General features: G+C 72.1%; 21 protein-coding genes and 1 pseudogene. 8 read left to right on the forward strand and 14 right to left on the reverse strand.

Going from position 1 to position 20,459, the window contains the following annotated elements:
* Positions 1 to 2 precede the first annotated feature (2 nt).
* From F0L46_RS03365 to F0L46_RS03385, 5 genes are all read left to right on the forward strand, one after another.
* Positions 3 to 1,055 (forward strand): Gfo/Idh/MocA family protein, encoded by a 1,053-nt coding sequence (locus tag F0L46_RS03365; RefSeq protein WP_149815606.1) that lies wholly within the window; start codon positions 3 to 5, stop codon positions 1,053 to 1,055.
* Positions 1,052 to 2,575 (forward strand): YcaO-like family protein, encoded by a 1,524-nt coding sequence (locus F0L46_RS03370; RefSeq protein ID WP_149815607.1) that lies wholly within the window; start codon positions 1,052 to 1,054, stop codon positions 2,573 to 2,575. Before F0L46_RS03365 ends, F0L46_RS03370 begins: the two co-directional genes overlap by 4 nt.
* Before the next feature lie 286 nt (positions 2,576 to 2,861).
* The gene (locus tag F0L46_RS03375; protein ID WP_149815608.1) at positions 2,862 to 3,737 is read left to right on the forward strand and encodes a sugar phosphate isomerase/epimerase family protein; all 876 of its coding nucleotides are present in this window, start codon (positions 2,862 to 2,864) and stop codon (positions 3,735 to 3,737) included.
* A gap of 3 nt (positions 3,738 to 3,740) precedes the next feature.
* Positions 3,741 to 4,970 (forward strand): glycosyltransferase family 4 protein, encoded by a 1,230-nt coding sequence (locus F0L46_RS03380; RefSeq protein WP_149815609.1) that lies wholly within the window; start codon positions 3,741 to 3,743, stop codon positions 4,968 to 4,970.
* Positions 4,970 to 5,740 (forward strand): PIG-L deacetylase family protein, encoded by a 771-nt coding sequence (locus F0L46_RS03385; protein WP_188311830.1) that lies wholly within the window; start codon positions 4,970 to 4,972, stop codon positions 5,738 to 5,740. Before F0L46_RS03380 ends, F0L46_RS03385 begins: the two co-directional genes overlap by 1 nt.
* A gap of 10 nt (positions 5,741 to 5,750) precedes the next feature.
* On the opposite strand, the gene F0L46_RS03390 is transcribed toward F0L46_RS03385, so the two are convergent.
* The 5 genes and pseudogenes from F0L46_RS03390 to F0L46_RS03405 all read right to left on the reverse strand — a co-directional run bounded on the left by F0L46_RS03390 (position 5,751) and on the right by F0L46_RS03405 (position 9,149).
* The gene (locus tag F0L46_RS03390; protein ID WP_240539842.1) at positions 5,751 to 6,116 is read right to left on the reverse strand and encodes a hypothetical protein; all 366 of its coding nucleotides are present in this window, start codon (positions 6,114 to 6,116) and stop codon (positions 5,751 to 5,753) included.
* Between the two features lie 29 nt (positions 6,117 to 6,145).
* Positions 6,146 to 7,651, reverse strand: a complete 1,506-nt coding sequence (locus F0L46_RS03395; protein WP_149815611.1) for a polysaccharide biosynthesis protein — start codon at positions 7,649 to 7,651, stop codon at positions 6,146 to 6,148.
* 51 nt (positions 7,652 to 7,702) lie between these two features.
* Positions 7,703 to 8,143, reverse strand: a complete 441-nt coding sequence (locus tag F0L46_RS27620; protein ID WP_497849226.1) for a rhodanese-like domain-containing protein — start codon at positions 8,141 to 8,143, stop codon at positions 7,703 to 7,705.
* Positions 8,126 to 8,875, reverse strand: a pseudogene (locus F0L46_RS27625) (HesA/MoeB/ThiF family protein); the annotation flags it as partial. The pseudogene F0L46_RS27625 and the gene F0L46_RS27620, both read right to left, overlap by 18 nt.
* A gap of 4 nt (positions 8,876 to 8,879) precedes the next feature.
* Entirely contained in the window at positions 8,880 to 9,149 is a 270-nt protein-coding gene (locus tag F0L46_RS03405) for a MoaD/ThiS family protein (protein ID WP_149815613.1), read from the reverse strand.
* Between the two features lie 437 nt (positions 9,150 to 9,586).
* Between F0L46_RS03405 and F0L46_RS03410 the strand changes: the two genes are divergently transcribed.
* Both F0L46_RS03410 and F0L46_RS03415 read left to right on the forward strand, forming a co-directional pair.
* Positions 9,587 to 9,838: a hypothetical protein gene (locus F0L46_RS03410; RefSeq protein ID WP_149815614.1), complete on the forward strand. Its 252-nt coding sequence runs from the start codon at positions 9,587 to 9,589 to the stop codon at positions 9,836 to 9,838.
* 151 nt (positions 9,839 to 9,989) lie between these two features.
* Entirely contained in the window at positions 9,990 to 12,890 is a 2,901-nt protein-coding gene (locus F0L46_RS03415; RefSeq protein WP_149815615.1) for a molybdopterin oxidoreductase family protein, read from the forward strand.
* A 20-nt stretch (positions 12,891 to 12,910) separates the two neighbouring features.
* Here F0L46_RS03415 and F0L46_RS03420 read toward each other — a convergent pair whose 3' ends face one another.
* From F0L46_RS03420 to F0L46_RS03430, 3 genes are all read right to left on the reverse strand, one after another.
* A complete protein-coding gene (locus F0L46_RS03420) occupies positions 12,911 to 13,126 on the reverse strand; it encodes a hypothetical protein (protein ID WP_149815616.1) in 216 nt (71 codons plus the stop codon).
* A gap of 104 nt (positions 13,127 to 13,230) precedes the next feature.
* Positions 13,231 to 13,728: a hypothetical protein gene (locus F0L46_RS03425; protein ID WP_149815617.1), complete on the reverse strand. Its 498-nt coding sequence runs from the start codon at positions 13,726 to 13,728 to the stop codon at positions 13,231 to 13,233.
* Positions 13,729 to 13,821: 93 nt separating this feature from the next.
* Positions 13,822 to 15,204 carry an MFS transporter gene (locus F0L46_RS03430; protein WP_149815618.1) on the reverse strand — a complete coding sequence of 461 codons (1,383 nt, stop codon included), beginning with the start codon at positions 15,202 to 15,204 and terminating at the stop codon, positions 13,822 to 13,824.
* Positions 15,205 to 15,302: 98 nt separating this feature from the next.
* Between F0L46_RS03430 and F0L46_RS03435 the strand changes: the two genes are divergently transcribed.
* Positions 15,303 to 16,235 carry a LysR substrate-binding domain-containing protein gene (locus F0L46_RS03435; RefSeq protein WP_149815619.1) on the forward strand — a complete coding sequence of 311 codons (933 nt, stop codon included), beginning with the start codon at positions 15,303 to 15,305 and terminating at the stop codon, positions 16,233 to 16,235.
* On the opposite strand, the gene F0L46_RS03440 is transcribed toward F0L46_RS03435, so the two are convergent.
* From F0L46_RS03440 to F0L46_RS03465, 6 genes are all read right to left on the reverse strand, one after another.
* The gene (locus tag F0L46_RS03440) at positions 16,232 to 16,981 is read right to left on the reverse strand and encodes an FAD-binding oxidoreductase (protein ID WP_149815620.1); all 750 of its coding nucleotides are present in this window, start codon (positions 16,979 to 16,981) and stop codon (positions 16,232 to 16,234) included. The two genes, F0L46_RS03435 and F0L46_RS03440, sit on opposite strands and share 4 nt — an antisense overlap.
* 2 nt (positions 16,982 to 16,983) lie before the next feature.
* The gene (locus F0L46_RS03445) at positions 16,984 to 17,589 is read right to left on the reverse strand and encodes a sulfite oxidase-like oxidoreductase (RefSeq protein ID WP_149815621.1); all 606 of its coding nucleotides are present in this window, start codon (positions 17,587 to 17,589) and stop codon (positions 16,984 to 16,986) included.
* 70 nt (positions 17,590 to 17,659) lie between these two features.
* On the reverse strand, positions 17,660 to 18,259 hold the full coding sequence (gene wrbA / locus F0L46_RS03450; RefSeq protein WP_149815622.1) for an NAD(P)H:quinone oxidoreductase: 600 nt from the start codon (positions 18,257 to 18,259) through the stop codon (positions 17,660 to 17,662).
* A 126-nt stretch (positions 18,260 to 18,385) separates the two neighbouring features.
* Positions 18,386 to 18,802, reverse strand: a complete 417-nt coding sequence (locus F0L46_RS03455) for a cupin domain-containing protein (RefSeq protein ID WP_149815623.1) — start codon at positions 18,800 to 18,802, stop codon at positions 18,386 to 18,388.
* 26 nt (positions 18,803 to 18,828) lie between these two features.
* Positions 18,829 to 19,278, reverse strand: a complete 450-nt coding sequence (locus tag F0L46_RS03460) for a carboxymuconolactone decarboxylase family protein (protein WP_149815624.1) — start codon at positions 19,276 to 19,278, stop codon at positions 18,829 to 18,831.
* Positions 19,279 to 19,400: 122 nt separating this feature from the next.
* Positions 19,401 to 20,354, reverse strand: coding sequence for a hypothetical protein (locus F0L46_RS03465; protein WP_149815625.1), 954 nt, complete (start codon positions 20,352 to 20,354; stop codon positions 19,401 to 19,403).
* Positions 20,355 to 20,459: the final 105 nt, after the last annotated feature.

Here is a 20,459-nt window from a genome sequence, read left to right on the forward strand (position 1 = left end):
CCATGGTGGCGTGGGGCATCATCGGGTTCGGCTGGGTCGCCCGCGATTTCGTCGCGCCCGCGATCCGCGATGCCGGCCACCGCCTCGCCGCGGTCTGCGATCCCGATCCGGCCGCCCGCGCGGCGGGCGAGCGCCTCGGCGCGCGGGCTTACGCGACCGCCGACGAGCTGTGCGCGGACGAGAGCGTCGAGGCCGTCTATGTCGCGACGCCGAACCACCTGCACCGCGCTGGCGTCGAGGCGGCGGCGCGGGCGGGCCGGGCCGTGCTCTGCGAGAAGCCCATGGCGGCGGGCCTCGACGACGCGGAGGCGATGGTGCGCACCGTGGAGCGGGCCGGCATCCTCTACGGCACCGCCTTCGATCAGCGCCACCACCCCGCCCACCGCGCCATCAGGGCCGCCCTGCGCGAGGGCGCGGTGGGGGCGGTGACGGCGGTCCGCATCGTCTATGCCTGCTGGCTCGGGCCGGACTGGGGCGCGGGCGACAACTGGCGCATTGACGGGGCCAAGGCCGGCGGCGGCGCCCTCATGGACCTCGCCCCGCACGGCCTCGACCTCGCCTCCTTCCTGACGGACTCAAGCATCGAGGCCGTCGCGGCGCTCACCCAGACGCGCATCCAGCCCTACGCCGTCGACGACGGCGCGGTCCTGATCGCGCGCCTCTCCGGCGGGCCGCTGCTCACCCTGCATGTCGCCTACAACCATCCCGAGACGCTGCCCCGCCGCCGCCTGGAGATCGTCGGCGACCAGGGCCTCATCGTCGCCGAGAACACGATGGGCCAGGACCCGGGCGGCAGGGTCACCCTCACCGACGCCCGCACGGGCTCCTCCCGCCCCCTCCCCGTGCCGGGCGCCGAGCGCTCGCCCTTCCTGGAGCAGATCCTCGCTTTCGGGCACGCCCTGCGCTCGGGCGACCACCGCGCCTTCGACGCCACCCGCGACCTTCACGGCATGCGCTGCCTGATGGCGGCCTACGGATCCGAGCCGACCGCCGTTCCGGTGCGGCCGAAGGGATGGCACCGATCGACCTCCTCCCCCACGGAGACCGCCCCATGACGAAGCGCAGCACCCAGGACCTCCCCGCGGATCTCCCCGACGCGGCGCTCGCCTATCTCGAGGCCCTGCCGCCCGGCCGCGTCGTCGCCTTCCCCATGACGCCCCTCGACCGCACGGGGGTGCCGGCCTGGAAGGCGGCGCTCTTCCTGGAGGACCCGCGCTTTCCCGGCGCCATGCCGTCCGGCTACGGCTACGGCGCGACGGACGGCGAGGCGATCGTCGGCGCGCTCGCCGAGATCGCCGAGATGATCGGCCCGACCCTGGCGATGGTGGACCGTCCCCGGATCCTTGGATCCTATGACGCGCTGGTACGCGAGCGCGGCGCGGGCGCCGTCGCAGACCCGCTGACCCTGTGCCTGCCCGCCGGCAGCCCCGTGGGGCGCGACACGCCGCTCGCCTGGACGGAAGGGTTTCGCGTCGGCACGGGCGAGCCGGTGCTGATCCCCCTCGACGTCGCGGCCTGCGACGTGTTCGAGCTGCCGCCGGGCTACACGCCCTTCACGACCCTCATCACCAACGGCCTCGGCGCCGGCCCCGATCTCGACTGGGCCATCGCCCACGGCCTCCTCGAATGCCTCCAGCGCGACGGCAACGGCCTCCTGTTCCGTGCCCTTGATCAAGGCGTGACCCTCGACCTGCCCGAAAGCCTGGAGCCCGCCACCCGGGCGCTGCTCGCCCGCCTCGACGAGCTCGGCATCGAGGTCCTGCCGAAATTCGCCACCGACGAGTTCGGGCTCACCAACCTCTACGTGGTGGGCTACGACCGGGCGGCCGACGAGCCGCATACCGCCATCATGCTCTCGGGCTGCGGCGAGGCCTGCGATCCGGACCGGGACCGGGCGCTGCGCAAGGCGCTGCTTGAGTTCTGCTCGGCGCGGGTGCGCAAGGCTTATGGCCACGGGCCGCTCACAGGCGCGCTCCAGGTCGCGCCGCCGCGCTACGTGGAGGACTTCCTCACCCGCGCGCTGCCGAGCCTGGAGGGCGAGGAGACCCGGGCGCTGCGGGCGATGATGGACTGGGCCCGCATGGACGGCCCGACCCTCCGCCGCCACCTCTCCGACACCGTGTTCTCGCGCCGCACCTCGAAGTCCTTCGCGAGCCTGCCGAGGACCGCCCTGGAGGACACCCGCGAGCGCGGGCGCTTCGCCCGGGAGCGCCTGGCGGCGGCCGGTATCGACGTGCTCGCCGTCGACTGCTCGCTGCCGGGGGTCGGCGTCGCCAAGGTGGTGGCCCCGACGCTCGAGGTCGAGACCATGAGCTACCACCGCATCGGCGAGCGCAACGCCCGCAAGCTCATCGAGCGCGACCACCCGCTCATCCGCTTCGGCGAGCCCACCGACGCCCTCCGCCCCGTGCGCCTGACGCCCGATGCGGTGGAGCGCCTGGGCGGGCAGCCCCTGTTCGACACGGCCCTTGCCGACCGCATCGTCGGCCCCCTCTACCCCCTCTACCGCGAGCCCGAGGCGCATCACGTCGCGTATCGGCTGGGTCAGGTTCCGGCGCTGCGGAGGAGCGCGTGACCTTGCCCGCCGGTCTGTTGATCAAGAGCCCGCAGCTCGTGGCTTCAACCGCAACGCTGTCATCCCCGGCCGGAGCGCGCTTGTCGCACGCAGGGGAAGGGGATCCAGCCGCAGCAATTCTGCCGCGCAGCGGCTCATTCTGGCCCGTCAGGAGCCCTCGACGGGCCAGACGTGCGCCGACGGCGCAGCAAGCAGCGCAGGATCCCCGTCCCCTGCGCTGGCCGACGCCGGCTCCGGCCGAGGATGACGGCCATCACGCGAAGAGCCCAATCCCACGGAGGAGCCCATGACCCGCCTCAGGTTCGCCTACAACACCAACGGAACGGCCAATCACCGGCTCGACGATGCGCTCTCGCTCATCGCGGATTCGGGCTATGACGGCGTCGCCCTCACCCTCGACCACCAGCATTTCGACCCGTTCGAGCCCGATTGCGCGGCCCGCGCCGAGCGCTTGGCCCGCCGCCTCGACGGGCTCAGCCTCGGCAGCGTGATCGAGACCGGCGCCCGCTACCTCCTCGACCCGCGTGCCAAGCACGAGCCGACGCTCCTCACCCGCGATCCCGCCGGCCGCGCGCGGCGCGTTGACTTCCTCTGCCGCGCCGTCGACATCGCCGCGACGCTGGGCTCCGAGGCGGTGTCGTTCTGGGCCGGCGTGCCCAAGGCGGGGGTGGGCCGCGACGAGGCCTGGAGCTGGCTGCGGCAGGGCCTGGAGGCCGTCTGCCGCCACGCGGAGGACCGGGGCGTCACGGTGGCGCTGGAGCCGGAGCCCGGCATGCTGGTCGAGACCGTGGACGACTACGCGACGGTCGCCCGCGACCTGCCGAACCTGACGCTCGCGCTCGATCTCGGCCATTGCCTCGTGACGGGCGAGCGCGACCCGGCCGCCGCGGCCCGCGAGTTCGATGGGCGCATCGGCACCGTGTCGATCGAGGACATGAAGCGGGGCGAGCACATCCATCTGGCCTTCGGTGAGGGCGACATGGACATCCCCGGCATCCTCGACGCCCTGGAGGAGATCGCGTTCGAGCGCCTCGTCTGCGTCGAGCTCTCCCGCGACAGCCACCGAGCAGACACCATGGTGCCCCAGGCGCTACGCTATCTCCGCTCCTGCCGCGTCGAGGTGGAGCGGACCGCGAGCCTCGCCCTCTCGGCCGGAGCCTGAGCCATGCGCGTCTGCTTCGTGAGCCGCCGCTTCTTCCCCGCCATCTCAGGGATGAGCGTCTACGCCATCAACTTGCTGCGCCAGCTCGTGGCGCACGGCATCGACGTCACGATGATCAGCCAGTACCGCGGCGACGAGCGTGGCATGCGCGTCTATGGCGGCGGCCCGCCCCCGCCCGTGGAGGGCGTGCGCGTCATCGGCCTGGAGGCGCACGGCGAGCAGAACGGGGGCGACTTCGAGCGCGACGTCGACGCCATGGTGGAGACGATCGTGGCCGAGCACGAACGCGCGCCCTTCGACATCCTGCATGCCCAATACGGCTATCCCAACGGCTGGGCCGCGTTGCTCGCGGCGCGCCGCATCGGCGTGCCCGTGGTGGTCTCGATCCAGGGCGGGGACGGGCATTGGGTGGGCTCGTGCTGCGAGACGCACCGCCTCGCCCTCACGCGCGTCCTCGACCACGCCAACGCCCTCCTCATCGGCGGCGAGAGCTTCATCGGCGAGGTCACGGAACGCCTCGGCACCCCGCGCGAGCGCTTCACGATCGTGCCCGGCGCCGTCGACACGGGTACCTTCCATCCCGCCGACGACTGGAGCCCCGGCCGGGCCCGCGACCCCGTGCGCCTGTTCTACCATGGCCGCGTCGACCGCCGGAAAGGCGTGCTCGACATGCTCGACGCGCTCGCCCTCCTGCGCGACCGCGGCACGCCCTTCGCCTGCGCGATCTCCGGCATCGGCCCCGACGTGGACCCCGCCCGCGAGCGTGCCTCTGCCCTGCACCTGACGCCCCATGTCGAGTTCACGGGCTACGCGGCCTATGGCGACGTGCCGGCGCTCTATCGCGGGGCGGACGTGTTCGTGTCACCGACCTACGCTGAAGGGTTCTCCAACACGATCCTGGAGGCGATGGCGTCGGGGCTGCCCGTCGTCGCCTGCCGCACGGTGGGCGTGGTGGATTGCCTGCGCGACGGGGAGAACGGGCTTCTGATCGAGCCCGGCGACATCGCGGCCCAGGCCGACGCGCTGGAGCGGATCATCCGGGACGAGCCCCTTCGCGCCCGCCTTGCCGCGGCCGCCCTCGACGAGTGCCGCCGGGTCTATTCCTGGGAGGCAGTGGGCGCGCAGATCGTGGGCCTCTATGCCTCGCTCCGCGGGGCCCGACCTGACCTCTCCTTCGAGCCCGAGGTGCCCATCCACCCCTGCCGCTTCCGGGCCGAGCCGCACCTCCTGTGATGCCGACCGCCCTCGCCCTCTCGCCCCATCTCGACGATGCGGCCTTCTCCTGCGGAGGGACCCTCGCGGCCCTGAGCGACACCGGGTGGCGGGTCGTGATCGCGACAATGTTCACCGCGAGCGTGCCCGACCCGGGGGGCTTCGCGCTTGCCTGCCAGCTCGACAAGGGCCTCGGCCCGGAGGTCGACTACATGGCGCTGCGCCGCGCCGAGGACGCCCGCGCCGCCGCCATCCTCGGTGCCGAGGCGCTGTGGCTCCCGTTCCCGGAGGCGCCCCACCGCGGCTACCATTCGGCTCCCGCCCTCTTCGCGCCGCCGCTCGCCGCCGACCGCGTCGAGGAAGCCCTCGCGCCCGCGTTCCGCGAACTCTTCGACGGTCTCGCGCCGGACCTGATCCTCGCGCCCCAGGCCGTCGGCGGGCATGTCGATCATGTGGCGGCGGTGCGGGCCCTGCGGCGGGTCGACCCGCCTGCGCCGGTCCTCTGGTGGCGCGACTATCCCTACGTCGCGCGGGCTGCGACCCCGCCCGAGCCGTTCGGGGAGGCCTTCGCCGCGCTCGACGAGATCGTGGTCCCGCTCGGACCGGATGCGCTCACCCGGCGCTGCCGGGCCTCCCTCGCCTATGCCTCCCAGATCGGCTTCCAGTTCGGCGGCGCCGAGAGCGCCGCGAGCGCCTTCGCGCGGAGCGGCGCAGCCGAGACCTTCAGGTCGGCGAGCGGCCGGGCGGTTCTGGGGGGCCTTGTGACGGCGCGCGAAGCGCAACGGGCGTGAGGGAGAGCCCTCAGCCCCGCCTCTCGGCGCTCTGGAGGAGACGGTCGGCTACCATGCCGCCCATGCAGCCGAGCATCCCGCCCGCGGCCTTGACGACCGCGTCCTTGATCACGCCGTGCCGGCCGGGCGCGAGATGCTGAAGAAGCTCCAGGCTGACCGTAGCGCCAAGGAGCAGGACGACCACGAGGAGCCGGTGGCGCGGATAGGCGAGCCAGAACGCGCCGCCCAGCATCGCGAAGGCGAGGAACCGCTCTCGATTGGGCGACAGGCCGGTTTCCGGCCGCAGCTCGATCGGCGAGAGCGTCGACAGGAGCACCAGCCCGAAGAGGAGCCAGGCGAGCCAGCACAGGAGTCGCGTCAAGCGGAACTCGGTCATGGGATCGTCAGGTCCGTCGTGGGGCGGGGTCAGGCGCCGGCTTCGGCGAGGGAACGCAGGCTCTCCCGCATGCGCCGCGCCCGCCGGGCGAGGGCCGGGATGCGATCCAGGGTCGCCGCGATGTCGTCGAGCCTCGCGCCCAGCGCCTCGTCTCGGGCCGCAGCCCCGGGCGGGAGCGACGTGAGCAGCGCATCGGCCAGGAGGCCGATCAGCCGCTCGAAGCGTGCCGCGCCGGCAGCGTCGGGGCCGGCCCAGGCAGGCGCCGCGCCCCACCAGAGCACGTCCGCCAAGCGGGCCGGATCCGTCGCCCCGAAGATGTCGGAGGCCACGTTCTCCACGGCCGTGAGCAGGGCCGCCTTGGCGCTCTGGCCGGCCGCCTCGGGCCCGAGCGCCGCGCGCAAGGCGCCGAGCTCCGCCTGGAGGACGCCCTCGCCCGCGTGCCGAACCTGGACCCGGAGCATGGTGCCGGTCTCGTCGAGCGCGGCCGTCGGCGCCTCGAACGCGTTCACCAGGGGATGGTGGTCGTAGTCGCCGCTCCAGTCGAACTGCCCGCGGAAGAACTGCTCGTCATAGCCCTTCGGCACGCCGAGGAACCGGACGGCGGCGTCCGAGCCGGACCGCTCGATCTCGTCGAGCGCCAGCTCCAGCGTGTTGACCGGCCATCCGAGATCGGCGGCGGCCCAGAAGGTGTCGGGCTCGTGGCGGCCTGCGAGGGCCAGGGCGTTGACGAGGAGGTGCGTCGCCTGCCCGAGATTCTGGAGGTTGAAGTGGCGGTCGGCCCCATGAAGGCTGACGATGCCGGATCGGATCCCGTCCGCGATGTCCCTGCTGACGACGCCGTTCTCCAGGATGTGGGTGAAGCGGGTCATGGCGAAGGCGGTGGGGCCGCCCTGGCGCGCGGCTGCCATCCACTGGGCCTCGGCGAGCTTCTTCGTGCCCGTATAGACGTGGTCGGTGATGTAGGCGAAGCACTTGCCCGTCGACGAGTAGACGGCCTGGGCCACCCCATGGCGGCGGCACGCCTCGATCACGTTGCCCGTCCCGAAGACGTTCGTGTCGATTGCCTCCCGCACCACGAGCTCGGCGCGCCCGGGCTCGCGGATGCCCGCGAGGTGGAACACCACCTCGGGCCGGAACCGGGCGAAGGCGGCATCGAGGGCGTCAGGATCGCGGATGTCGGCGCGAATGCCCGTTCCCGGCCCATGATGCGCCGCGATGTCGAGGTTGACGAGCGCGGCGGGCCCGAAGCCCTGGAGGAGCGTGCGCAGGCGCGTGCCCACGCAGCCCGAGCCGCCCGTCACCAGCACGCGGCGCCCCGCGAGCCTTGCGCGCGCCGCCTCCTCGTGCAGCGCGACGGTCCGCGTCATCGCGAGATGCATGGGGCTCTCGTCGAGGCACCCCTCGGCCCGCTTGGCGCGGATCAGCTCCCGCGTCGCCGCCCGAAGCGCCTGGATGACGCCCTCGTCCGGCACGGAGCCTGGCGGAGCCAGGGTCTGGATCCGCCGGATGAGGTCGGCGCTGGACTGAAGCTGCATGGTGCCCTCTTGACGCTTGCGGCGTTGCCGCGCCTCGGCTGCGCGAGGTTTCTAGGTGTTCCGCCCGACCCAGGCCGAGAAGCCGCGGTCGAGATTGAGGAGGCGGGAGGCCTCGTAGCCGGCCGCGACGAGCTCGCGGATCACGGCGCTGCTGCGCATGCCCGACTGGCAATAGACCACCACGTCCCGGTCCCGCGGGATCGCGGCAAGGCTCGTGCCCTCGCGGGCCGCGCCCTCGTGCAGCACCGCCTGCACGGCCTGGTCGATGTCGGGCTTCGAGAGCTGGAGCGCTCCGGGGATCGTTCCCCCGGCCCATTCGGGCGGGTTGCGCACGTCGAGGAGCAGGATGGGCTCTCCGGCGTCGAGGCGGGTCTGCAGCTCGTCGGCGCTGAGGCTGCCCCCCACCGTCGGGGCGGAGCACACCATGCGGGTCTCGCGCAGCACGATGTCCTCGGGCCGGCCTGAGCAGCAGGGGCAGCCTGACGCCTTCATCAAGTCCACGGTCTGGAAGCTCAGGTCGAGCCCGTCATAGACGAGGAGCCGGCCGATCAGGGGCTCGCCGAGGCCCGACAGGAGCTTGATCGCCTCGGTCGCCTGGAGCGCTCCGATGACGCCGGGCAGCACCCCGAGCACCCCGGCCTCGGCGCAATTGGGCGCGAGCTCGGACGGGGGCGGCTCGGGGAAGACGCAGCGGTAGCAGGGCCCCCGGCTGGCGTCGAACACGCTGACCTGCCCATCGAAGCGCAGCACGCCGCCGAACACGTTCGGCTTGCCGAGCTTGGCGCAGGCGTCGTTCACGAGGTAGCGGGTCGGGAAGTTGTCCGTCCCGTCGACCACCACGTCGTAGCCCGCGATGATCTCCAGGGCGTTCTCGACCGTGAGGAACACGTCGTGGCGCTCGACGACCACGTCGGGATTGAGATCGCGCATCCGCTGCGCGGCGCTCTCGGTCTTCTGGCGCCCCAGCGTGGAATGGCCGTGCGCGATCTGCCGCTGGAGGTTCGTCTCTTCGACCACGTCCGGATCGACGAGGCCGATGCGGCCGACGCCCGCGGCGGCGAGGTAGAGCGCGGTCGGACTGCCGAGGCCGCCCGCGCCGACGAGCAGCACGCTTCCGGCCTTGAGGCGGCGCTGCCGCTCCAGCCCGAACTCCGGCAGCACGAGATGGCGGCCGAAGCGGCGCATCTCGCTGGGGCTCAACTCCGGCAGATCCTGGACCGCCATCGGATCAACCCCCGGCGATGCTGGACAGGATACGGATCTGGTCGCCCGATTCGACGGGCGTCTCGAGCCCGTTCAGCAGCCGGATGTCCTGGCCGTTCTTCGACACGAAGACGAAGCTGCGCAGCTTATCGGCGGCGAAGAGGTGGCAATGAAGGCCTTGAGCCGTGGCGGCGAGATTCGTCAGCACCGCAGACACGGTCTCGCCCGGCACGGCAATCGTGGAGCGCTGGTCGACATACCGTCGAAGCGAACTGGGGAGGTAAACGGTCGCCATATCATCACCTTACGTCACGCAACTGCTAAGCTTGGCTACAACGGTGTCAACCCTGCCCGGTTCCTTGCCCGTTCAGGTAGTCGTGGGCAGCGGCCCCCATCGGATCGACGCATGGCGGGTAGCAAAGCTCGTGCCGTCTGGGACCGGGGAGACGCGCTGCGCCGAGGCGCGGGCCCGCGCGCCTACGCATCGGCGCCCGGCGCCCGGGGTCCGGCCCTGGCGCGCCTTGGGAACAGCGGGATCTTTACCGTGAGTTCACGTCGCCCGTGGATCATCCCCCGTCCACACGAGCCGGGACTGCGCGAGCGGGTTCGGAGCCCTCGATGGGACAGGGGCGGTCGGGTCGCCTGAGCCGGATTGGATCAGGCTGCGCCATGGCTCCACCAGACGAACCATTCCGGGACGGGGCCGAGCGGCCCGCGTCCCCTGGAGAGCGCATGACGCGACGAGAGCAAGGCGCCATCGATCCCGTCGCCCGGGAGCGGCTGAGGCAGGCCAACGACCAGATCCTGGCGGCCCATTCGCGGGCCCGGGACTTCGAGGAGCGCTACGAGATCCTCCAGCTGCATGTGGTCCGGCGGGCGGCGGACCTTGCCGCCGCCGAGGCTCGCGCCGACGCGGCTGAGCTCCGCCTGCGCGAGTCCCTGAAGGTGCTCGGCCCTCCCCTTGCGGCGCGCCTGAGGCGCTGAGGCGCCATCGCGGCGACCGACCCGCCTGAAATCCGGGCATGCTCAGCCGGGCACGGGCGGTGCAAATATTCGAAAGCCTACAGGCGCCCTCGCGCCCCCGAACGGTGGGCCGCGTCCCGCGTTGAGAGTACCTCAATGCGAGAGGTGCCCCATGCGTCGGCCCAGCCGTCAGTCCCTCACCGCCATCGCACGCCGCAGCCGCGACAGCATCGCGGACGTCTGGGGCGAGCGCACGCCCTTCCACGGCGAGGGACAATGGGCCGAGAGGGTCGACGAGCTCCTGACGGCGGAGCCGGACCGCTGGGTGCAATCCGCCTGCACGCTGTGCTCCAACGGCTGCGCCCTCGACATCGGCGTGAAGGAGGGACGCATCGTGGGCGTGCGCGGGCGCGCCGTCGACCGGGTCAACCGCGGCCGGCTCGGCCCCAAGGGCCTGCATGGCTGGCAGGCCATGGCGAGCGCCGACCGCCTCACCAAGCCCCTGATCCGCACCCGCTCGGGCTTTCGCGAGGCGAGCTGGGACGAGGCCATGGACCTCATCGTCGCGCGCTCGAAGGAGCTCGTGGAGCGCTACACGGCATCCTCGATCGGCTTCTACACCACGGGCCAGCTCATGCTGGAGGAGTATTACACGCTCGGCGTGATCGGGAAGGCGGGCCTCGGCACGCCGCACATGGACGGCAACACGCGGCTGTGCACCGCCACGGCCGCGGCCTCGCTGAAGGAGACCTTCGGCGCCGACGGCCAGCCCGGGGGTTATTCGGACGTCGACACCACGGACTGCATCCTCCATGTCGGCCACAACATCGCCGAGACCGACACGGTGCTGTGGATGAAGGTGCTCGACCGCCGCCGCGGGCCGAACCCGCCCCGGATGATCGCGATCGACATGCGCGAGACCGCGACCACCCGGGAGGCGGACATCCACCTCGCGCCGAAGCCCGGCACCAACATGGCCGTGATGAACGGGCTCCTGAACCTCGTGATCGAGGGCGGCGCCGTCGACCGCGCCTTCGTCGAGGGCCGGACCATGGGCTTCGAGAGCCTACGCGAGGTCGTGTCCGAATATCCGCCCGAGCGGGTCGAGGCGATCTCGGGCGTGCCCGCGGCCGATCTTCGGGCGGCGGCGCGGATCCTGTGCGAGGCCAAGTCGCTGGTCTCCACGGTGCTCCAGGGCGTCTACCAGTCCATGCAGGCCACCGCCGTGGCATGCCAGGTGAACAACCTCAACCTCGTGCGCGGCATGATCGGGCGCCCGGGCTGCGGCATCCTGCAGATGAACGGCCAGCCCACCGCGCAGAACAACCGCGAATGCGGCGCCGACGGCGACCTGCCGGGCTTTCGCAACTGGGACAATCCGGACCATGTCGCCGAGCTCGCGCGGCTGTGGAACGTGGACGTCGACACGATCCCGCACTGGGCGCCGCCGACCCACGCGATGCAGATCTTTCACTACGCCGAGCAGAGCTCGATCCGCATGCTCTGGATCCAGGCGACCAACCCGGCCGTGTCGCTGCCCGACCTCGCGCGGGTGCGCGCGATCCTCCAGAACCCGAACCTGTTCGTGGTCGCCCAGGACATCTTCCCCACCGAGACCACGGCACTTGCCGACGTGGTGCTGCCCGCCGCGGGCTGGGGCGAGAAGACGGGCACGTTCACGAATGTCGACCGCACGGTCCACATCGCCCTCAAGGCCGTCGAGCCCCCGGGCGAGGCGCGTTCCGACCTCGACATCTTCCTCGACTACGCCCGGCGCATGGACTTCCGCGACCGGGACGGGGCGCCCCTGATCAAGTGGCACGATCCCGAGAGCGCCTTCGAGGCCTGGAAGGCGTGCTCGGCCGGGCGGCCCTGCGATTATACGGGCCTGACCTACGCCAAGCTCACGGGCGGCTCCGGGATCCCATGGCCGTGCAACGAGCGGCGCCCCGAGGGCACGAAGCGCCTCTACGAGGACCACGTCTTCCCCTCCGCCTTTGAGACCTGCGAGAGCTTCGGCCACGACCTCGTCACCGGCGGCGTGGTCACGCCCGAGGAGTACAAGGCACGCGACCCGCGGGGCAAGGCGATCCTCAAGGCCGCGCATTACCACCCGCCGCACGAGACGCCCGACGAGGCCTACCCGTTCTGGCTCTCCACCGGCCGCCTCGTCTATCACTTCCACACCCGAACCCGGACCGACCGCTCGCAGGCGCTGCACGAGGCGGCGCCCGAGGCCTATGTCCAGATGAACGCAGACGACGCGGCGCGGCTCGGGATCGCGGAGGGCGACTGGGTGCGGGTCGACTCCCGCCGGGGCCGCATCGAGGTGCCCGCCCGCATCGGCGACATCGCGCCGGGCCGGGTCTTCGTGCCGTTCCATTACGGCTATTTCGACGATCCCGGCCGCATGCGGGCGGCGAACGAGCTCACCCTGTTCGAGTGGGACCCGGTCTCGAAGCAGCCGCACTTCAAATATGCCGCCGTGTCGCTCGAGCGCATCGACGCGCCCGCCACGAGCCAGCCCGACACGGCGCCGTCCCTCGTCTCGGACGCGATCGAGAGCGCCCGCCATCTCGCCGACGCCGCGGTCGCGATGGTGAAGCCCGCTCGCGCGCATGTGCGCGACTATCTGGGGCTCATGGACGGCAGCGAGCGGGCGCTGGCCGACGCGCTCGACAAGGTGGCCGAGGCGCATCCCCGCGAGCCCGACATCCGCAACGAGTGCCATTTGCTGGCGGAGTGGTCACGAAGCGAGCTCGACGCGATCGCCGGCCTCATCGCCCGCTACGGCGAGGCCCGGGAGGCGGAGCCGAAGCGTTTGGGGAAGGCGGTGTCGCCGCAGGGCAAGGCCTCCGGCTTCGGGCTCGTGCGCGATCTGCACGATTGCTGGCTTCTCGCCAACGAGACCCACATGTCGCTCGTGGTGCTCGACCAGGCCGCGAAGGGGCTCCGTGACGAGGAGATGATGGGGCTCGTCGAGCGCATGGACGCCCAGAACAAGCGCCAGCGCACCTGGCTTCTCACCCGCATCAAGCAGGCCGCGCCCCAGGCGCTCAACGTGCCGAGCTGATCATGCCGGCGGGCGAGGCGTCAGGCCGCCAACCGCGTCGTCTCGGGACGCTCGTGGGCCTGGGCGAGGTCGAGCCGCAGGAGGCGGATGGTCCCGCGCAAGGTCGCCTCGTCCCCTTCGCTGCGCTCCGGGTCGGCGAGGTGCTGCTCCAGGGCGACCTCGGCGCCGTCGAGCAGGCTCTCGAGGCGGTCGACCCACAGGTCGGCCGGGCTCTTCGGACGCATGATCTCTGGCATGGCGATCTCCTCCCCCTGAATTGGCTGTTTCGTGCCATCTCACCCACGGGGATGGCAATTCCGTAAGGACGCGGAGCCCGCCCGCATCCCGGCCTTGGATGCGCTCAGGCCTGCTGGACGCTGATGCCGTTCAGCCGGTCGAGCTCCTCGGCGGAGCACCGGCCGGAGAACCGCTCGACCATGGAGGCGCGGAAGGCCTCGAAGGTGGTGATCCGGCGATAGGCGATGAGGCACTCGGCGGCGAGCCAGAGCGAGATCAGCGCGAAGGGCAGGCTCAGGATGCGGTCGGGCACGAATTTCAGGCCAGGAAGCATCGCGAGCACGCCGCTGATCAGCTGCCCGAAGCTGTCGGACACGGCAATCACGATGAAGCGCGAGAGGAAGTACATGTTCGCCATCTCGGGATCGCGGCGCAGGGCGGCGATATGCTGGACGACGAGCTCGGCCTGCTCGGGCGTGCGGGGCCGGAGCGACGCCCACCACCGCCGGGCCTCCGCCCAGGAGCGCGGACCGACCGCGACGACGGTGAAGACGAGGGCAGCGACGAGCGAGATCGAAAAACCGATCGCCATGAGGTGAAAGGGTATGTCGGCGCGTTCCATGGTCTCCCCCGGGCTGATGGCGCCAGAGATGCCCGCTTTTGACGGCCAAACCGTGGCACCCGGGCCGTAGGGAGTGAAAGGCCCCCGTCAGCCCTATCCACCGGCCGGCTTCGGCTCCAGGCACCCGGCAGCCGCGATCCCGGCCGCGGCGCCCATGGCGCCAAGGCCGAACAGCCACGCAAAGGCCTCCAGGGACGGGGCGGGCCCGAGCGTCGCGCCGAGCAGCGCGATCCCGAGCGCGAAGCCGCCCTGGCGCATCACCACGGTGACGGCCGAGGCCATGCCGGCCTGCTCGGGCGGCGCCAGGGCCACGACGGCGCCGGAGAGCTGCGGATGGGCCAGGGCCGCGCCGACGCCGAGCAGGACCATCCCGGCGAGGACCAAGGACGCCGAGCCGGCTCCGCCCGCCGCTGCCGCGAGGACGAGCGCTCCCGCGCCCGTCACGGCGAGCGCGCCTGCGAAGAACCGCCTGAAGCCCCACGCCGCCGCGAGGGGGCCACCGCGGGCCGGCAGGACGAGCATCGGCAGCGTGGCGGCAAGGAGCGCGAGGCCGACCGTGTCGTCGCCCCAGCCGAAAGCGGCGCGCAGGAACATCGGGAGATAGACGAGGACGGCCCAATAGGAGACCGACAGGGCGACCAGCAGCCCCGCGACGGCCGCCATGGCGGGACGCGCGAACACGGCCGGATCGAGGACCGGATGGCGGCAGCGCCGCTGCCTCACGACGAAAAGCGCACCCGCCGCAAGGCAGGCCGCGACCCCGCCGACCGCCCAGGCGGGGTGCTCGCAAAGATGCAGGAGGGCCTCGATCAGGGCGCCGAGCGCCAGGGTGAGGAGGACGATGCCGAGTGCGTCGATGGAGCGCTCGCCCCCGGCGCGGGCCTCGGGCACGAGGCGGGGCACGGCGGCGGCGATCAGGAGGCAGAGCGGGATGTTCACGAGAAAGATCCAGCGCCAGCCGAGCGTGCCGGCGATCAACCCGCCGAGGCTCGGGCCCGCTGCCATGGCGATCCCCGACACGACGCCGACGAGGCCGAAGGCCCGCGCCCGCTCCCGCGCGCCGGGATAGACGGTGGAGACCAGCGCGATGGCGCCGGTGACGACGAAGGCCGCCCCGAACCCCTGCGCGCCCCGGGCAAGCCAGAGCCACGGCCCGTTTCCCGCCAGGCCGCAGGCCAGGGAGGCCGCGAGGAAGACGAGGTTTCCGGCGAGCAGGGCCCGGCGCCGGCCGCAGCGGTCGGCGAGCGCGCCTGCCGCGAGCAGGGTGCCCGTGAAGACGAGGCTGTAGGCGTCCATGACCCATGCGTAGCCCGCCGTGCCGAAGCCGAGATCGCGCCCGATCGCCGGCAGGGCCACGATGACGGCCGTGACGTCGAACTGCGTGAGGAAGGCACCGAGCCCCAGGGCCAGGGCCGGGAGGCTCGCCCCGGCCGGCGCGTCCGCGATCTCGCCCGCTGCCTCGTTCGTCCCCGCCATGATCACCCCCGTCGACCGAAGGCCAGTCTGGGCGCGTAGGCTTCCTCCGTCGATGCGGCCGGGTTCACGCCCGCATGAATTTGGTTCATAGTCCGCCGATGCGCACCCTCCCCCCGTTCGACGGTCTCGTGGCGTTCGAAGCCGTCGTCCGGCACGGGTCGGCGACGCGGGCAGCGGTGGAGCTCGACATCACCCAGAGCGCGGTGAGCCACCGCCTGCGCCGGCTGGAGGCGTTCTTCAGCACGCCCCTCCTCGTGCGCGCAGGCACCCGGCTCGGGCCCTCCCCGGCTGGCGTTGCTCTCGCGGCGGAGCTGGACGGGCTCTTCGAGGAGTTGTCGAGCCTTCGAGCCCGGTGCCGGGCCGCCGCGGGCACGGGCGTCCTCAAGGTGGCCGTCGGGGCCGCCCTGGCCGATCTCTGGCTCGTGCGCCGCCTGCCGGCTTTCGCCGCGGCCTATCCCGGGGTCGCGGTGGAGCTCGTCGTTCTCGCCTCCGAGCCGGAGGCCCGGCGCGCCGACGCCGACGTGCAGATCCGCTGGCTTCCCCCCGACGCCGCCCGCAACGCCTCGACGCAGCGCGTCCTGTTCGTCGAGAGCGTGTTTCCCGTCTGCGCGCCGGATCACCTTCCCGGGGGTCGGCCCCTCGACGACCCCGGCGCCCTCCTCCGGCTGCCGCTCCTCCACAAGGGGCTCGGGCGGCCGGAGACGGGGGCCGAGTGGCTGTGGCGGACCTGGTTCGAGCGCCTCGGCCTCGGGTCGGAGCCTCCTGCGGGCTTGCGCTTCGAGACGCTCGGGACCGCGATCGCCGCCGCGCTCCAGGGCGCTGGGGCCGTGATCGCCCGCTCCCTCCTCGTCCACGACGCCTTGCATGAGGGGCGCCTGTCGCGGGTCCTCGACCCGAGCCTCGATATGCGCTCCTCGAAGGCCCACGTGGTGCGCTGGCCGCCCGCGCTGATCGGCGACGCCCGCGTCTCAGCCTTCGTCACATGGCTCGTCGGGCAGGCCGAGATCACGGGTGGGGCGCACCCGTCCTAACCGCCGAACCGCTCCGTGCGGATCGAGGCCGGATCGAGGCCGAGGCCGACGAGGAGGGTCGTGACGCTCTCCACGAAGGGATTCGCGCCGCAGACGAAGGTGAGGCGGGGTCGCGCGCCGAGGCCCGTGATCGCGTCAGCCAGCAGCGCGGCGTCGATCCGCCGCCCCGTGTCCTGCGGGCGGCGCGGGGTGTCGCGCGACAGGGCTGCGAGGAGGCGGAACGCCGCGTCGTCCTCGTCGAGCGCCAGGAGCTCGCCGCGAAAGAGCACGTCGTCCCAGAGCCGCGCCGCGTGGACGAGGCAGGCCGGCACGGCGCTGCGCGCCGCCACCCGGTGGCGGAGGATCGACATCAGCGGGGCCACGCCCGACCCGCCGCCGACCAGGAGGAGCGGCCCGCCGTCGGCCGCGTCCCAGACGAAATGGCCGCCGAACGGGCCGCGGATGTCGACAGCGTCCCCGGGCTCCGCGATGTCCAGGAGATAGGGCGAGACCTCGCCGTCCTCGAGCCGCTCCACCGCGAGCTCGTAGACCCCCTCCGTCTCGGGCGCCGAGGCGACCGAGTAGCTGCGCTGCGCCGCGTATCCGTCGGGCGCGGTCAGGCGGATGTCGAGATGCTGGCCGGCCTGGAACGGGCGCCAGCGCTCGGGCCGCAGGACGATGCTCTTCACCCGCGCCGAGAGAGGCGTCAGGGCCTCGATCGTCGCGGTCTGCCACGCGACGTGGGCGGCCTCCTCGGGGGCGTCCACCCTCAATCGCCCCGGAAGCGCTGCTCGCGCCAGGGGTCGCCATGGATGTGGTAGCCCCGCAGCTCCCAGAACCCGGGCTCGTCGCGCTCCGTGAACTGCAGCCCGTTCACCCACTTGGCCGACTTCCAGAAATAGAGATGCGGCACGAGGAGCCGGGCCGGGCCGCCGTGCTCAGGCGTGAGCGGCTTGCCCTCGTAGTGCGTCGCCACCATCGCCTTCCCGTCCAGGAGGTCCGCCGCCGGCACGTTGGTGGAGTAGCCGTCGTAGGAATGGGCGAGCATGAACGGCGTCGCGGGCTCGATCCCGGCATCCGCCAGGAGATCGTCCACCGTGACCCCGGCCCAGGGCGTGTTCAGCTTCGACCATTTGGTCACGCAATGGATGTCGCGGGTCATCTTGGTCTGCGGCAGCGCCTGGAACTCCGCCCAGCTCCACTTCTTGATCGGGCGCGGACCGGATTTCAGCGTGAACGCCCAGTCCGCTGTCGCGATCCGGGGCGTCGGCCCGGCCGAGAGGACGGGAAAGCCGTCGGTGAGCGACTGCCCCGGCGGGATCCGGTCGGCGAGCTCCGCCGGGGGCCGCCTGCCTTCGAAACCTCGTGTCGCCATGGTGTGGGTTCCTTCTCGTGGCGGAGCGGATGCAACTCCCCTCTCCCGGATGGGAGAGGGGAGGCCCGCCTCACCCCTTCAGCTTCGCGGCGATCTGGGCCACGTGGCGGCCCTGGAAGCGGGCGCCGTCGAGCTCGTTCGCCGAGGGCTGGCGCTGGCCCTGGCCGCCGGCGATGGTCGTGGCGCCGTAGGGCGCGCCGCCCGTGATCTCGTCGATGGTCATCTGGCCCTGGAACGAATAGGGCAGGCCCACGATCACCATGCCGAAATGCATCAGGTTTGTGATGCCCGCAAACAGCGTCGTCTCCTGCCCGCCATGCTGGGTGGCGGTCGAGGTGAACACCGAGCCCACCTTGCCCGTGAGCGCGCCCGACGCCCAGACCGAGCCGGCCTGATCCCAGAAGTTCGCCATCTGCGAGGCCATGCGGCCGTAGCGGGTGGGCACGCCGACGATGATGGCGTCGTAGTCGGGCAGCTCGGCGACCGTGGCGATCGGGGCTTGCTGGTCGAGCTTGAAATGGGCGTTGCGGGCCACGTCCTCGGGCACGAGCTCAGGGACGCGCTTGACCGCCACCTCGGCGCCGGCCTGGCGCGCGCCCTCGGCCACCGCGTGCGCCATGGTCTCGATATGGCCGTAGGTCGAGTAGTACAGGATCAGAACCTTCGTCATCATGTGCTCCTGGGCGTGCCCCTGGCTCGGGCGTGGTCGGTCGGGAATGTGTGGCCCATCATCGCCCCCGTCCAGGCCGGCCGCTTGCATGGAGCGACCAAGGCTTGTCGGGTCCGCGCGGGCGGATCACCGGTCTTCCGGAAAGACGAGCTGCCGGCCGCCCGAATCCGCGACGAAGATCGCCAGCAGCTTCGCCGGTTCCGTGGCGCTGGCGTTGCGCGAGACCCGATGCCGGGCGCCCGGCATCTCGGTCCAGCTCTCGCCGGCTCGGTAGACGCGGGGCGCCTCGTCGTCGACGGCGCTCACGACCTCGCCCGAGAGCACGTAGGCGTAGATGAACGCCGTGTCCGGATGGCGGTGGGCCGGCGAGGCGCCGCCCGGCGGATACACCACCTCCGCGGCGATCATCGCCTTGCCGGGAACGTTGGGGAGGTCGCGGGTGAAGATCGGCGTCGATGTCTCGCGCGGCGCCTCCGGGTCGTGCGCCTGCGCCGGGAGGGCGAGGCCGAAGGCGAGCGCGGCGGCGAGGACGAACCGTGTCATGGCGATGCTCCCTGTGGACGAACCGCTCAAGCGGCCCCTGCTGGGCCCGCGCCGAAGGCGACCGCGAGGCGGTTGTAGGCGTTCATCAGCCCGATCGCGATGGTGAGGTCGGCGAGCTCCTTCGGCGCGAAGACCGCGGCGGCGGCCTGGTACGCGGCCTCCGGAACCCCCGTCCCCGCGATGCGGGTCACGGTCTCGGCCCAGGCGAGCGCGGCGCGCTCCCTGTCGTCGAAATAGGACCCGCTCTCCCGCCAGACCGGCACGAGAAAGAGCTTCTCGACGGGCATTCCCTCGCCCATGAGGGCGCGGGAATGCATGTCGACGCAATAGGAGCAGCCGTTGATCTGCGAGACGCGCAGATAGACGAGCTCCACGAGGCGCTTGGGCAGCCCGCTCTGGGCCACGTAGCCGTGGGCGCCGCCGAGCGCCCTCATGCCGTGGGGCGAGACGTCGTTGTAGTTCAGGCGCAGCGACATGGCGGGCATCTCCCCTCGGGGCGCGTCGCCGGACGCTCGGCGTCGGACGCATCCTCATCCTGGGGCCGGGCTCGCCCGAAAGCCCGTGAGGCGTCGGGAGGCGCCGTGAGACGTTGCGCGGTTCAGCGCGGCGCGCCATCCGCGCCGAAACGCCCGAACAGGATGTCCGGCGCGCTCGTGTTGTGGCGGGAGGGCACGAGGCGGCCGGTCCACAGATCCGTGGCTTTGCCGCCGCGATAAGCCATGACGGGCTCCTCGCGCCAGCCCGGCGCGCCCGGCTCGCGGGCGGCGATCCGGGCCACGTCGGCGTTGAACTCCGTGACGTACATCGAGCGCAGCGCCGCGAACGGCCGGTCGCCCACGGGCTCGTCGAAGGCCACGTCGAGGGCGAGCCGGTCGCGGTCGAGGGCGCCGATCCGGATCGTCGCGCCGCCGCCGCGGGCGAAGCGCAGGCGAAAGGCTTTGGCGGCCGGATCGAAGTCGATGGAGGCGAGATTCACCACCGGGCGGCCGGCGTCCTCCACGGGGCCGATGAGCACCGAGGAACCGTAGGCGCTCCAGCCGAGATAGGCCGGCGGCAGGGGCCGCAGGCGCCAATAGCCGTCGCCCGGATAGATCACGAGCACCTCCTCGGCGCGCTCGTTGCGGCGCACCCAGAGCTGCACCACGTGCAGCCCGCGCTCGACCCGGTCGCCGACCCGGAACGGCACGTCGTTGGGCCGCCAGAAATTCGCGAAGGTGTAGCCCGTGAGCCAGGTCTCCACGTCCTCGTAGAAGGTCACGCGCCGGGGCGGCTTCACCTCCGTGGTCGCGGGGGTCAGCTCCGTCCCGCAGGCCGTGAAGTCCGGCGCGAAGCGGTCCTCGCGCAGGATCCCGATATAGGCCGGATGCGCCGCCTCGACCCGGAAGGCGCGGGCCTGCGGCGAGGCGAAGGTCAGGGTCACGTTGTCCTTCTCGGCGCAGAGCACCGGCTCGGACCGGTTCTGGACGTCCACCGCGAGGTTTTCGGCGCGGGCGGGGGTGAAGGCGAGGAGGGCGAGGAGAGTGATGAGGGTCGGACGCCGAAAGGTTCGCACGTCGTCCCCGCCGCACCGACCGTCATCCCCGGGCTTGACCCGGGGACCCAGTCCCACGCGTCGAGGGGATGGCCGGGTCAAGCCCGGCCACGACAGGGGAGGTGT

It is taken from the genome of Salinarimonas soli (genome assembly GCF_008386575.1).
Lineage (GTDB): Bacteria > Pseudomonadota > Alphaproteobacteria > Rhizobiales > Beijerinckiaceae > Salinarimonas_A > Salinarimonas_A soli.